The sequence below is a fragment of the Campylobacter concisus genome (genome assembly GCF_002913945.1).
Classification (GTDB): Bacteria; Campylobacterota; Campylobacteria; order Campylobacterales; family Campylobacteraceae; genus Campylobacter_A; species Campylobacter_A concisus_P.
Window position 1 is genome coordinate 137,742 of record NZ_POZK01000038.1, and the last position, 12,568, is coordinate 150,309.

At 31.6% G+C, this 12,568-nt stretch carries 8 protein-coding genes; 1 reads left to right on the forward strand and 7 read right to left on the reverse strand.

Annotated elements, in window-relative coordinates; all coding sequences use genetic code 11:
• Positions 1-8: 8 nt before the first annotated feature.
• The 7 genes from CYP64_RS09640 to CYP64_RS09670 all read right to left on the reverse strand — a co-directional run bounded on the left by CYP64_RS09640 (position 9) and on the right by CYP64_RS09670 (position 11,438).
• Positions 9-1,199, reverse strand: coding sequence for a NifS family cysteine desulfurase (locus tag CYP64_RS09640; RefSeq protein ID WP_103649573.1), 1,191 nt, complete (start codon positions 1,197-1,199; stop codon positions 9-11).
• 414 nt (positions 1,200-1,613) lie between these two features.
• On the reverse strand, positions 1,614-2,972 hold the full coding sequence (locus CYP64_RS09645) for a thioredoxin reductase (protein ID WP_103649574.1): 1,359 nt from the start codon (positions 2,970-2,972) through the stop codon (positions 1,614-1,616).
• Between the two features lie 3 nt (positions 2,973-2,975).
• Positions 2,976-6,650 carry a hypothetical protein gene (locus tag CYP64_RS10080; protein ID WP_181001716.1) on the reverse strand — a complete coding sequence of 1,225 codons (3,675 nt, stop codon included), beginning with the start codon at positions 6,648-6,650 and terminating at the stop codon, positions 2,976-2,978.
• Between the two features lie 24 nt (positions 6,651-6,674).
• A complete protein-coding gene (locus CYP64_RS09655) occupies positions 6,675-10,214 on the reverse strand; it encodes an Mbeg1-like protein (protein WP_103649575.1) in 3,540 nt (1,179 codons plus the stop codon).
• Complete coding sequence (locus CYP64_RS09660; protein WP_103649576.1) at positions 10,215-10,835, reverse strand: tRNA 2-selenouridine synthase; 621 nt, start codon at positions 10,833-10,835, stop codon at positions 10,215-10,217.
• Between the two features lie 147 nt (positions 10,836-10,982).
• Positions 10,983-11,120, reverse strand: a complete 138-nt coding sequence (locus tag CYP64_RS09665; RefSeq protein ID WP_085657902.1) for a diadenosine tetraphosphate hydrolase — start codon at positions 11,118-11,120, stop codon at positions 10,983-10,985.
• On the reverse strand, positions 11,121-11,438 hold the full coding sequence (locus CYP64_RS09670) for a hypothetical protein (protein WP_103649577.1): 318 nt from the start codon (positions 11,436-11,438) through the stop codon (positions 11,121-11,123).
• A 112-nt stretch (positions 11,439-11,550) separates the two neighbouring features.
• Between CYP64_RS09670 and CYP64_RS09675 the strand changes: the two genes are divergently transcribed.
• On the forward strand, positions 11,551-12,507 hold the full coding sequence (locus tag CYP64_RS09675) for a transposase (protein WP_103649578.1): 957 nt from the start codon (positions 11,551-11,553) through the stop codon (positions 12,505-12,507).
• The last annotated feature ends 61 nt before the right edge of the window (positions 12,508-12,568 follow it).

Below are 12,568 nucleotides of genomic sequence, written 5' to 3' on the forward strand. Positions count from 1 at the left end.
TTTAAATTTTATAATCCACTCTTATGCCATTCTGGGGCGTAGGCAAATGTACTAGAGATACCTCTTAGTCTATTTACTGCTTTTGTTATGTGCTCGATCGCATAATCAATCTCTTCTTCTGTATTAAATCTAGAAAGAGACAATCTAAGTGCGGTGTGAGCCAGCTCTTTATCTGCCCCTATGGCCTCCATTATTGGGTTACTCTCTAATGTTTCACTTGCACATGCTGAGCCAGTAGATGCTGCTATGCCAGCTTTGTTTAGATCCCAAAGCATAGCTTCACCTTCAACGCCTTTTATAGAAGCCAAAATTGTATTTGGCACACGTTGTTCTTTTTTACCAACTACGCTAACGTCAGGAATTTGCAAAATTGCATCTTCAAGCTTATCACGTAAACGGCGAACATGAGAGTGCTCATAATCCATAAATTTATTTGCCAGTTCAAGTGCTTTACCCATGCCGATGATGCCAGGAACATCAAGCGTGCCGCTTCTGCGTCCGCCCATATGCTCGCCGCCATGAAGCAAGCTACTTAGTGGCATACTATTTTTTATAAATAGTGCTCCAACACCCTTTGGTCCGTGAAATTTATGCGCAGAAAAGCTTAAAAAATCAACGTCAAGGTCTTGAACATTTATCTTTATCTTACCAACTGCTTGAACGGCATCCGTGTGGAATAAAGCCCCGTATTCATGAGCGATACTAGCAAGCTCTTTTATAGGAAAGATCATGCCAGTTTCGTTATTTGCACTCATTATAGAAACAAGCGATACATTCTCATCCATTACAGCTCTTAGTTGTTCTGGCGTGACTATACCATCGTTATTTACATCTAAAACAGTAAGCTCTACGCCATATTTTTCTAAAAATTTACAAGTCGCCAAAATAGCTGGATGTTCAACTGCGGTTGTTACGATACGCTTTTTCTCGCCAGTTGCTATTTTGTCAAAGTAGATGCCTTTTACTACCCAGTTGTTGCTCTCAGTTGCACATGAGGTAACGACGATATCATCGCTATCTTTTGCGTTTAGTCCGGCATAGAGCTGATCTAGCGCTGTTCTTAAAGCTGGATGTGTTTCAGAGCCAAATTTATGAAGCGAGTTTGGATTGCCGTATTTTTCACAAAAATATGGTTTCATAAGCTCAAAAGCTTCAGGATCAACCATTGTTGTAGCGTTATTGTCTAAATATACTCTCAAATTTAAAACCTTAATTAGGATAAAAAATATCCTTTTTATTTTTGATGGGATATTATAACAAAAAAGTTAAAAGCAAGTTTAAAAATATGCTTTAATTTTTTCAAAATTTAGCTCATTTTGATATTAAAATATATTGAAATTCTTTATCAAGATTTGTATAAATCGCTATTTGCGATTTTTCTTATAAAAAGGTCTAATTATCTCTTAAAATTAATTTATTTTTTTAAGTTAATAGTGTGATAAACATATTGCCTGCGTGCATTACCTTTTTATAGTTTTCTTCTAGTTTTTCATATGAGGTTTTATAAAGTTCTATTAGGCCAGTTACCATATAGATGCCTATGTCTTTGATTGTAGTGGCTTAATATATTTATATTTGGCCCCGTTTGGAGCCATAGATATTAAATTTATTCTTTAATCCTTTATATTATGCTCTTTAGCATAGCTTAGTATCTTTTGCCTAAGATCTTCAGGGAAGCTATCTCTATACATTACTGGCGTTAGAGGGTTTAGCTTTTTATCTAATTTACCAGCCTCATATAGTCTTGTTAATTCTTCTGGAGTGTTATAGTATGGTGCGTTAGGATATCCCTCTGGTGGGGTTAGAGACATTATTTTAGATTCTAGAAGGGTGGAGTCGATAAAAAGAGAAAGGGTTCTCTCGTCCCAATCTTTAGGGAAACCCGGAAGCTCTAGTCTATCTTGAAATTTAGGAAGTTCGCTTTTTACATATGTCATAAATTCTTCCCTTGTAGTCTCATTGGCATCTAGATCTCTAGGGTCTAGTAGTTTTCCTTTATCTTCTACAAGCTCTCTTAGGTCTTTATATAAAGAATTATCTGGCATTGCTGCCACCCCACCCCTATTAAAATCCATCACGAAATAGCTTCCTACTATCTCATCAAGATAAGGGATCATGCCATATTCATCTAGTGGTGGATTTTTATATAGTTTAAGAATTTTCGTGTAGGTGTCTAAATTTTTATTTACTCCAACTGTATATGTATAGTATTTAAAGCAATCTGCTAATACATGTAATGCTTCTACTTCTCCTAGTTGGGCTGCTAAAAACACTGCTTGAAATTCTCTTGCTTTAAATCCACCTTCATTTCCATTGCCTAGTGATTCACTATCTCCTAATACTCCAGCACAAATTCCCCACTCTCCTATAAATAGTTCTGATTTAAGTGTATTTTTATTTCTATCTACTTCATCATAAATTTCTTTATACTCTGGTTTAGTTAATTCACCATTGCTATCTACTCTACCTATGGCATCATCTGGGATATCTATCATAGTGCATTTTAGATTACTTCTTTTTACTAGATAGATATATCTATCTCTTTTATCTTTTAAACTTTCATAGTAGGCTTTTTCTGTCTTAGTCCAAGGAGCTATCTTATTTGAACTTGATTTATAGCTAATATCTAGCCAAGGTTTAAATGATAGATAGTCTGTTTGACCTAAAGAGTTTGGTTTAGGGTTATAGTATAGTGGTTTATAGTTTTTATATGGAGATGAGTCTAGGATGGAGCGGGAGTCGAGAACTAGCCTAGAGGAAAGATCATTGTTTGTATTGTCTGATTTTTTACCATCATAAACAATCAAATGTGTCTCTTTATCAAATTTTACCTCTCTGCCGTTGTGAGCCATAACCGTATATGTGTTGGTGTTATCCATTAAATTTCCTTTATCTTGTAATTTTCCTTTGCTTATTACTGCTACTACTATGACTGCTAAAATAGCTATGATGATAAATATGATCTTCTTCATAGCTTATCCTATATATAGACCATCTTCCATTATTATGGTAGTAGCTAGACGACCGATTAGGCGTGGCGGGATTTCATCTTTGTTTCTTTCTTTCTCTTTAGACGCTTTACACCCCACATACATACCCTTTACATTGTTGTTTCCTATCACATCTAATGCTTTTAGTAGTCTTCTTGATTTATTATCTACTTCACATACATTGGTATTTAAATTTCCATTTTTAAAGTCTTCTAGTATCTCCATAGCTTCGTTGTATTTGTCTATTGGCAGGGCTTGTTTTGAGGTGCTTTTATTTGCTTTATACATCTCATAAATTTCATCTCTTTGTTTTATATCTATTGAGTTTGATGGACTTATTGTTAGCAATGTTTTAACTCCTTGTAGCATAAGCTCTTTTGGTGAATATGCTAGTTTTTTATTTCTTTTGTTAAGGTTATTAAAGAACTCTTCATCAGTTTTATTATCTGTTCTTAGCTCATCTAGGCATAGATAAGATATCATAGTATCTAGGCTTATATCTTTAGATAGATTAGAGTCTAGTTTGTTTGTAGTGGTATTTATATCATAGTAGAAGAAGTTATGATAGTCTAGTCCTCCACTAGATAGTCTTCCTCCTATGATAGTTCTTTTTAGATCTATATTTATAAAAGATGAGTATATCTCTATAGGGTAGTAGGTATATTCACTTGTTTTATTTGAATAAGGTTCATAAGATATATTCTTAACAGCATAGGTATCATTAAATTTATTTGTGAAATACTTATGAAGTATTAGTTCATAAGATCTTTTTTGTTGTTCGTAGTTGTTGATAAAAAAACTATCTACTAAAAAGCCAAATCCAGCTTGTATTAAAGTTTCTGCATAAGTTTTTAAGCTATTTTTTAAAAAATTTTTACCAGCACTTATAGCTATTTGTCTTTTTACATTTATGCCTACTTCAAATTCATCTATCCATTGTTTTGTTTTTTTTATGCTGTGTTTGGATTTTTTTTTGTTATCTACATATATATAGAGAAGTTGGTTGCCTTTTACTTTGACCACTCCAGCAAATGCTGTTTGTTTGATTTTTTTCAAGGCTTTTTTATTGTTTTCATGAACTAGTTTTGCAACTGGCGCTTCGCCTAGCATACTAAATACTTTTAGTTCTCCTATTAGCTCCATAAAAATATTCTTAAAGATATTGCCTTTACCACCTGAGAACACAGCGTCAATTACTTTTTTCATTATATCGTCAGACTTGTCTATGAAAAAGCCATAAAATGGAAATATATCATATAGGGCATCATCTAATGTTGATGTTAAAGATAGATCTATAGTATATTTATACTCATCATCGTCTATCTGTTTAATATACTTTTCAAAATTCTTATCATCTATGCTTTCTCCGTCTATGCCGGTAGAATTTTTAAGAAGCTCTTTTAGCTCATTATAGGAGTCATCGTCTAGTATATTTTCACCATTTCTTACATGGCTTTGCTCTATTTTTTCTACTATCTCTTCTATGCAGATAGCATCTTGTTCTTTTTTTACTTCTTTTGTTTGCTTGAAGAAGTAAATAGGCACAATAGCATTATTTTCTTGTATATAATATGTATTTTCGTAAAGAACATTAAGTGTTTCACCAAATATCTCTAGTGTCTCATAGTTTGATGAAAGATATGAAAATTTTAATCCTTTTTGCTTAATAATAGAGCTATCAAATATCTGCCTTATGACATAATAGCCCATCACTAGAAGAAATATTTTTGTAGCAGGGTAGTAATAATGTGTCCTTATAGAAACTTGATTGTAAGATTCATCAGCTATTGCTTCAAAACTCTCCATCCCTTCATTAGGCATTTTAAAGTATTGGTTTAAAAAATAAGCCACTTTATCATGTTTCAAGTTTGAATTTAAGCCTGAAAAGAAAATTTCAAATTCCTTTATATTGGCTTTTAAAAATTCCTCTTCATTATTAACTATCTCTTCCATATCTTTGGCGTTTTTAAAGTGTCTATTTATGCGACCTAGATATAAATTTGCCTCATTAAATTTTTTGTATTTTGCGTTAAAAGTGGTGTTTAAAACCTCTACTGATTTTGCGTCACTTCCATGAAAATTTTTGACACCTTTCATATATGAGTTATACTCCTCTATATCCTTTTCAAATTTTGCAAGCCTAGAGTTAATAACTCTCGTAAAAGGACTTAAGCTTAAAAGATAAAGGTCTTCATCGTTTTTGGCACCTATTTGTATAGAGTACTGACTATAGTCTTTTACATTGCCTACATTTTTGGGATCAACTATCTTTTTACCGCTAACTCTGTTTATACTATCTTCTATCTTATAGCTTAAGATGTTTTGTATAAGGTGCTCGTTTAGCTTTGCGTTTAGTTTCATGGGGGTGTTTGAGACGACAAGATAGTTTTTAGAGATGCCGCTACTATTATTTGTATTGTGAGTATCGTCTTTTGTTGTTAGGGATTTGTCTTTTAGGAGATTTGCAAATTTGAAAGAGTTAAAAAATGGATATTGCATATAGACAAAATTTGCTCTATTTGCGATCACGCACTCTTCTATCCTTTTAAGTAAGCTCTCTTCGCTATTGTTCTTGTCGTTTTTACATATAGATATATTTTTAGACTTGTCTACATTTTCATTTTTGCTTACTCTAGCGTCAAATAAGCTTTGCTCATCGCCCTCTAAAATAAAATCAGAACAAATACCAATATACTCATCATAATTGCTCTTGGCTTTAGTGGCTGTTATATCAAAGCATGAAAAATCTATAAATTTTCCACTTTTTTGATCGTTATTTGTAAAAACCAATATATTATTAAACGACACTGTATTTAATAGACCTAGTATAAAGCCAAATTTAGTAGCTAGCAAGCTAGCGGCTGGACCAGAAAACGCGTAAAAGCCCCTTTTGTTTAAAAAGTCAATTATATTTGTAGTAGTAGTTATCGCCTCTGGAGCTGCCAGCAATAAAGCTAGCGGCTTAAACGATCCTTTTATATCGCTTATGTCGACAAGATTGATTAGAAATTTTGTGATTTCTTTTAAAATATATTTATTGCCATCATCTGAAGCTTTTTTGAGATTTTCTTTTATATTTTTAAAGCTCTCTTCTATGGCCTTTACGGTTTCATCTCTTTTATCAAAATTTTCACGACTTAGTATTGTATTGGTTTTGTTGATTAGCGAATTTTTTAGCTTATCTAATATAGCCTCAAAATTTGTCTCTATATTTTTATAGTTAGATACCAACTGGCTAGATGCATCGTCAAAATTTTTAATCTTATTGTCTTTGCTTCTACCATTATTTGCAAGTTCTATTAGCTCTTTTACGAATTCTGCTATTACATCTTGTTCTTTACTAAGAACCTCTACATCTATATCAATATCTTTGATTGTTATCTTATTGGTTGTGTTAACAGCTTTTTCGCTTTTAAATAAATTTGACTTTTCTAAATACTTATATGTTTTTATAAGCACATTTTTATTGGCTTTCTTGTGATTGTATAGCCTCGCGATTGTCTTGTTATATAAAGCATCTCCATTTAATATATTGGTATCATGAAAATGGTTTAAATCGCGACAATAAAATGTTATGTTTTGATATTTGTCAGCAAAAACATCAAATGCGTCAAGCAAGTCTTCTATGCTTCTAATAATTTTTGTATTATCTAATCTCAAGAACGATCCCTCTCTTTAAATTTTTCAACTAACAAGCATTACAAAGCTAGTTGTGTTTATGTCATTTGTATAGCCACTATCTAGCCCTTTAGCTATCTCAAGCTCTATGCTTTTAGCTCCAGTTGGAGACATAAAAACATAAGTGTAAGTACGTCTATTCTTTTCTATATTAGAACTATTAAATTCATCTAAACTGGCAAAAAAGCCTACCCCACTTTCCGGGCTATTTGCCTTTTTGTAGTTCTCTTTATCAAGAGAGCTAAAATTCTTTGGAACTACAAATATCAAATTCAGTTTATCCACTCCATATCTTAGTTTAAATTCTTTGATGTCATAACGCTTATCGTCATAATTATCCGCTAAAAGAGCCTTTAAATTCTTATCCTCTACGTCTCTTCCCTCATCTAAATTGAGTTTGATCTTGCTAAAGCCATTTTTATCTTCAAATTTTTTATCAAATAGATAATAGGTAGTTACCAAAAGATTATCTATTTGAGAAGCAAAAGCTTTTATATGAAGTCTGATCAATGGCTTATTTAAATTTGGATTTTGTACGGCAAGGTTATTATTCTCAAACGTAGGACTACTTAAACTATGCTCTAGTTTAAGTTTATTCTCTTTTTTTATGCACCTTAGCGAAGAGCCCGTGTTGCTTAGGCAGTTTGGCACTAGATCTTGCATTACAGCGTAGTGATCATTCATGCTTTTTAGACTAAGTGCCGATCTTGGCACATAAGCTACTATGACACATGGGATCCTAGCTGAGCAGCCTACTATCGGCGAGTTTATAAAATCAACATCAAGTATCACGCCTTGATCGTCTGATCTTATGCTCCTGCCTGCCCTACTTTTTAAGATCACATGACCGCCATGTGGGCAAATGATAGTGTCATCCTCTATGACAGGGCATGAAGTCGCAGTAGATGAAATTTCTTTAGATTGATTATCTTTTTGTAAATTTTGCCTTTGATTTAAATTTGAAAGAGCCTCTTTAGTCTTTTTGCTCATTGGTTTTAGATCGATATTTAGACTCTTATTTAATAGTGAATAATTTAATATATTTGCTTGAGAATTTCTATAAGCAACATTTAGCCTTCCTATATCTTTATCCTCATCTCTTGGCTGATGAGTAAAATTTAGAGGTATATTCTCATCACTGTTATATTTTTCATCTTTAAAATAAAGTGGATAATCCTCCTCTTCATTGGCTTTAGACAAAAGGGCAGAGTTTAGATATATCCTTTGATTCATATTTTTACTATCTAGCTTAAATATCTCCTTTAATACCTCAACATCGACTATACTTTTATCTACTGCACTTACACTAAGGGTATCGTTGTTTTTATAAAAGATACTTCCAACGCTCTCATTCATAAGAGCTTTTATATCATCGGTTGCTACTTTATTGTTGTAAGCTACATCATCGTTATTTTGAGTGGATTTATTATTAGCTATTACTATGGCTTCATCGCTAGAGCTTATATCCTTAGAGTCTATGCTAGCTAAAAAATTTTCATTTTCTTTTAGTTTTGCTAGATCCGCATATTTTAGATTTATTATGCTCTTTAGCATATCTATTCTATCTTTTACGAAGATGCTAGCCTCTGCTATATCCACTCTATTATCTCGTAGTATCGTTATATTTTTATAGATGTTTTTACTATAAGAAAAGTATTTACCAAGCTCATTTACGTCTATCTTTTTTTCAAATACAAATAAATTCAAAGCACAAATAGCCACTAGCATATCTATATCGCCAGCTCTAGCATCACTTACTATCTTTGTCGCATCTAGTTTATCTAGATCATCTATATCTAGTATCTTTACTAGATGTGCCTCTTTATTGCTATTTTTATCTATGTTGCTGCCTAAATTTTCTATTATATACCCGACCATATCTTGCTTAAAATTTTCATCACTAAATTTGCCATATTCGTAAAAGAGATTTAAATAAGCATAAAAGATATATAAAGGCGTATCTAGCATAGAAGCATCACTTATATCATCTATATTTACATCCAAATTTAACTTCGATCTTATGCATTTTAGTTTAAATTTAAGCGACTGGATATATTCATTTAGATAATCAAGTGCTTCAGCTATATCTTTACCCTCTATCTTGGCTTCATTTTCTTTGTTTTCCAAGAGATAACACAACATATATAAAACCAAAACGCTCTCTTTTAAAAAGTGAGATCTAATTAATATATTCACCAAGTGTCTATTCTCAGTATTTTCATACTTTACTTCGCCAGTTGTATCTATGCCTAGCTTATAGCCTAGATCAGATATTACTGAAAAGGTAGGTTCTATCAAAACAGCCACATCTTTTGAAAAGCTATCTTCATCTCTATTGATACTTTGTTTAACGCTCTCTACGTGATGTATCTCTATGTCTATATCTTTTTCTTTGCTAGCTTTATTTATATTAGAGCTCACCTTTTTATCTGCAAGAGTCTTTTGAGCTTGTTCATTATTTTTAACTACATCTACATATTCATCTACGCTGCTCTTATCATCTTTAAAGCCAAACATACCTTTTATCTTGTTAAAGACTGAGCCTACCATCTTTCCTATAAAGCCATCTTTGTCTATGACTCTTGCTATCCATCTTGCACCTTTTGCTATGGCTTTAGCCACAAAGCTAAGAAGCCTTAAGCTCCAAGTAAAAGCTGAAGCTAATATACCACCATAAATTCCTGGAGCGTTATAAGTATAAAGTTCTTTTACTCCGCTATCTTTAAAGGTTACTGCATATATTTGAGCTAGATGACCTCCTAATGAGTGACCTGATAGGATGATGTCTTTGGCGGTGTTATCTAAGCCACTTAAGTTTTGACTATGAGAATTTATAGCTTCTTGCATAGAGGACTGAAGTGATTTTAAAGCAGATATTTGCATAAGCGCTCTTGATGTGATAGCCATAAAGGCATCATCTAAGAGATCGTTTATTTTCATCTCTGTTCCTCTAAAGCCTATTATATAGTTTGACTTAAGCGTGTCATAAAATATAGTTGAGCTAAAACCTGATTTTTGATTAGGTATATGTTTTACTAGTTCATAGCGATTGACAAATAGTTTTGTGCGAGGGGAGAGGGATTCAGGGGCGTAGAAAATTTCTGCTTCTTGATAGCTACCGTCTTTACCTAATGGTGTATCTATAAAATTTGTAACATCATTGTCTAACTTAATAAATTTTTTACCAGTATATGGCTTTTTGATAATCTTATCAGCCATAAATCTAGCTTCAATTGCCAAAGCATAAGCAGTAGGGTCGCCAAATTTTTTACCATTGTTCTTTGCTTTCTCAGAAAGTTCCTCTATTGTGTCACCCTTGGTAATATCATCTGCATATCTCCAAATGGGCTTACCTATCTCGTCTTTTCTGTATGAATTTGCAATGTTTTCAGGGACATTATCTTTACCAAATTTATCATAAAGCTCATCAAGTCCATTTCTTTCATTCTCAAATACATTATGAAGCATTGCATAACTTGCATCAGCTATATCAATATAGTCTTTAAAGCAATTTATTAGCTCTTTATTTGATTTTTTAGTTTGCACTTACTTGTCCTTGTTTGCTTTTATAAATTTATTGTTTGTTAAGTAAAAAATATTATCTCCTGATTTTGTACCAAAAGACTCTTTGGTAAATGATACACCTCTACCTTCATCACCAAATAGCCCATATTTGGTTTCAATATAAGTATATGAAAGATATATTTTTATAATTCTCATCTCTTTTCCATCAAAATACATATATTTAGGATAAATTCTAGGTTCTTCTTTTAAAAAATCATCTCCAATAAATTCTTTTATTTTATTTATATAAATTTCTGGTACTTCTGCTTTTTTACCAGTATCTCTTTCATAATCTATCCAACGAGCATAGTATCTTTTACCATTTGAGAGGATTTGAGGGAGTTTTTGATCCATGATTTCTAGGTCAGATCTTTTAAAATTTCTTTTGTTATTTCTAAAGAAATCATCCATATAATCGCTTCTTTCTTTTTCTCTTCTCTCTATCTCATCAACAAATTTTTGATTAAATATATATACTCCACCATATTGTTTAGCTAAGTTTTCTAGTTCAGAGTTACTTATCTTTTTGTTTGCTTGATTAGCTGAGCAAACTATTAAGAATATACTTGTTAGAAGTAAGAGTGTTATAGCTAGAAATTTCATTGATTATCCTTTTATGTTTGAAATTTTAGTTTGGATATTTTATTGTTATTGTATTTATAATATTATTAATTTATTATGTGCTGTTTGGGGTTTATTAAAATTTATTATGCAGATAAAAATTTATTTCAAGTATTTTTATAGCTTAGTTCATTTATCATAAAGCTCATCAAGTCCATTTCTTTCATTCTCAAATACATTATGAAGCATTGCATAACTTGCATCAGCTATATCAATATAGTCTTTAAAGCAATTTATTAGCTCTTTATTTGATTTTTTAGTTTGCATTTACTTGTCCTTGTTTGCTTTAATGATTTTGTTATTTGTTAGAATGAATTTGTTTCCACCGCTTACTGGAACTATACTTTTTTTACTAAAGCTTATTCCCATTCCCTCATCTCCAAATAAGCCATATTTGGTTTTATAGTATGTATAAGACATTGATAATTCAATAGGTACTATTTGGTTATTATCTTCATAGAAGCCTACTAATATTGTATGATACTTCCATAAAATCAAAGAGAAATTACCTTGTCTTGTTTCGTTTTTCTCTTTTGATTTTATAAAATTTCCATAAGCCCCTGTTACTAAAATAAGCGATTTCACGCTGTAGCCAAGATTTAGGGCTTATGGGTTAATGTTTCGATTAAAAATCTTAGTGCTTGACACTGAATACAAGAAAGAAACATAACCTAAATTTTATTCAGGAGTATCAAAAATGAAAAAAGCGTTTTTTTGTGGTGTTGATGTTTCTAAAGATAAAATCGACGTTTGTTTTTTAACTTCTATTATGAGTGAGAAAGCTAAATTTGAAACATTGCCTAATAACTATGAGCTTATCAAAGTTTATTTTGATAGTTTTAAAAATGATGAAATTTTAGTTGTTTTTGAAGCAACTTCAAATTATCATTTAGCACTTCAAAAGGCTTTATCTGATTTAAGTATTAGATATTGTGTTACAAATCCTTATAAATCATCTTTGTTTTTAAAGCATCTTAGCACTATAAAAACTGATACAAGCGATAGTTACGGCTTGGCTGTTTATGCTAGGACTTTTAAAAGCGAGATCGCACCTGATAGGTATAATGCCGAGTATTTAGAGATAAAAAGTTACAATTCAACATTAAATTTACTCCAAAAAATAAATACTCAACTTAAAAATTTTAAAAGCTCTCAAAAAACTTTAAATAATAAAGTAATTGATGATGTTATCGCAAATCTTATAAAAGAGATTGCAAAACTTCAAGCTATGCTTCAAAAACTAGCTTTTGATCTTGTTAAAAAAGCTATTCCAGAAACCGAAGAGATTATTAAAGAAAATAAAGGCTTTGGTATTGATCTCGCTTTAAATTTATTTCCACAACTGCATTTTAATAGGGATAAATCTGAAAAACAATTTATAAGTTTTATTGGTCTTAGTCCTAGAATTTTTCAAAGTGGTTCAAGTGTTCATAAAAGCCAAAAAATAAACAAAATGGGTAATTCTAATATAAGGCGTATTCTCTTTATGACTGCATTATGTGCAATTCGTTTTAACGATAAATTCAAGGCACGTTATGAGCGTTTATTAGCTAACGGCAAAAAGAAAATGACTGCTATCGTTGCTGTTATGTGTGCGATAGTTCGTTATTTAAAAAGCTTATTTCCATTTAATCCAGAAATAAAGGCTATTTAATGAGAAAAATCCATTATAAGATAATCTTTTCAGTTCTTGAAATCCTATCATCTAAAAATTC

Bases quoted from the DNA above. Each gene is read 5' to 3' on its own strand.
- CYP64_RS09645 (WP_103649574.1), bottom strand. From the start codon at position 2,972: ATGAAGAAGATCATATTTATCATCATAGCTATTTTAGCAGTCATAGTA.
- CYP64_RS09660 (WP_103649576.1), bottom strand. From the start codon at position 10,835: ATGAAATTTCTAGCTATAACACTCTTACTTCTAACAAGTATATTCTTA.
- CYP64_RS09665 (WP_085657902.1), bottom strand. From the start codon at position 11,120: ATGCAAACTAAAAAATCAAATAAAGAGCTAATAAATTGCTTTAAAGAC.
- CYP64_RS09675 (WP_103649578.1), top strand. From the start codon at position 11,551: ATGAAAAAAGCGTTTTTTTGTGGTGTTGATGTTTCTAAAGATAAAATC.